The sequence below is a fragment of the Mycobacterium sp. TH-M15 genome (assembly GCF_057473705.1).
Genome location: NZ_JBYCLB010000250.1, coordinates 1 through 1827, shown reverse-complemented (window position 1 = coordinate 1827; position 1827 = coordinate 1). Strand labels below are relative to the sequence as shown.

The window sequence follows — 1827 nt, the reverse complement described above, 5'->3', positions numbered from 1 at the left end:
GGTACCGCGCCCCGGGCCGGCCGAGCTTCTTGTCGCGGTCCGCGCTTGCGGGGTGTGTCGCACCGATCTGCACGTCGCCGAAGGCGACCTGGAGGTGCATCGGGAGCGGGTGACACCCGGACACGAAGTGGTCGGTGAGGTGGTCGAACTCGGCGAGGATGCCGGCGGCGAGTTCCGCGTCGGCGACCGGGTCGGGATCGCCTGGCTGCGGCACACCTGCGGAGAGTGCACGTACTGTCGGCGCGGCGACGAGAATTTATGCCCGAATTCTGGCTACACGGGATGGGACGCGGACGGCGGGTACGCCGAATTCGCCACCGTTCCTGCGGCTTTCGCCCACCACCTGCCGAGCGGGTACAGCGACAGCGAACTGGCGCCGCTGCTGTGCGCCGGCATTATCGGCTACCGGTCGCTGCGACGCGCGGCGCTGCCGCCCGGTGGCAGGTTGGGGCTGTACGGGTTCGGCGGCAGCGCGCACATCACCGCGCAGGTCGCTCTGGCGCAGGACGCCGAGGTGCACGTGATGACCCGCGGCGAGGCAGCTCAGCGACTCGCCCTCGACCTGGGCGTCGCATCGGCGCAAGGGGCCGCTGACCCGCCGCCGGTGAAGCTTGACGCCGCAATCTTGTTCGCGCCAGTCGGCGAGTTGGTGCTGCCGGCGATGGAGGCGCTCGACCGTGGCGGCACGCTGGCCGTCGCGGGAATTCACCTCAGCGACATCCCGATGCTGAACTATCAGCGCCACCTGTTCCAGGAACGTCAGATTCGCTCGGTCACCTCGAATACCCGCGCCGATGCGCGGGCGTTCCTCGACTTCGCCGCCGCACACCACATCGCGGTGACCACACCGGAATATCCGCTGAGTCAAGCAGATCGGGCATTGGCCGACCTCAGCGCCGGGCGGATCTCCGGGGCGGCGGTCCTGCTCGTCTAGTCAGCTGGATAGCTGCCAGACCACTGCGGCCGCCATCGCCCCCAGCCCGTTGAGCGACCAGTGCAACGCGATCGGGGCGAGCAGACTGCCGCTGCGTCGCCGCAGCCAGCTGAACACTAAACCCGCCGCCGCGGTGGTGACCACCGCGATCGATACCCCGGCCACCATGCCGGGCCCGCCGCCACCGAACAGCCGGGTGAGACCGACATTGTTCCTCGTCAACCCGAGCGAGGTGGCGATGTGCCACAGTCCGAACAACAGCGAGCCGGCCACTGCCGCACCGCGGAAACCCCACGCCCGGCTGAGCGCACCGTGCAGCACGCCGCGGAACGCCAACTCCTCGGGAATGACGGTCTGCAGCGGAATGAGGATCATCGACGCGAGCACCGCGCCGGAGAGCGTCGCATAGTGATGGTTCATGAACATCGGCCGGGTCAGCGGAAGCAGCACGCCGACCGCGATCGCCACCGCCACCGCCACGACCGCACCGACGGCGTAGGCGGCGCCGGATCTCCAGTACTCGCGGCCCAGCCCGAGCTCGACCCATCCGAGGCCGTTGACCCGCAGCCAGCCGACCAAACCCACAGCCGCGACCGGGACTGTCACGACGCTCGCCCACGGCGTGGTGAAGTGCGCGACGACGTTGGTCGAGGCCAGCACCACCACCACCACGGCGACATCGACCTGGCTACGAAAGTGATGCAGCGTCGAGAGCTGCGCGAACACCGGATGCGGTGACGCCACGACGCTCTCGGTGCCAGACATCTCACCAGGCTACCGGCCCCGCCGAGCCCTCGAACTACGCTGGCTTGATGCCTGACGACCTGCTCACGTCGCTGCGGGTGCTCGATCTGTGCGACGACGACGCCGACCCGGTCACCCGGATCCTGGCC

At 69.2% G+C, this 1827-nt stretch carries 2 protein-coding genes; one reads left to right on the top strand and one right to left on the bottom strand.

From position 1 onward, the window contains the following. The coding region (locus AC2VNT_RS05985) for a zinc-binding alcohol dehydrogenase family protein (protein WP_486945978.1) at positions 1-934 on the top strand (934 nt) is incomplete at its 5' end. Here AC2VNT_RS05985 and AC2VNT_RS05980 read toward each other — a convergent pair. Continuing rightward, positions 935-1699, bottom strand: a complete 765-nt coding sequence (locus AC2VNT_RS05980; protein ID WP_486945977.1) for a CPBP family intramembrane glutamic endopeptidase — start codon at positions 1697-1699, stop codon at positions 935-937. Between the last annotated feature and the right edge of the window lie 128 nt (positions 1700-1827).

What these genes read in the sequence shown, in the direction of transcription:
- AC2VNT_RS05980 (WP_486945977.1), bottom strand. Translation starts at nt 1,699, where the DNA reads ATGTCTGGCACCGAGAGCGTCGTGGCGTCACCGCATCCGGTGTTCGCG.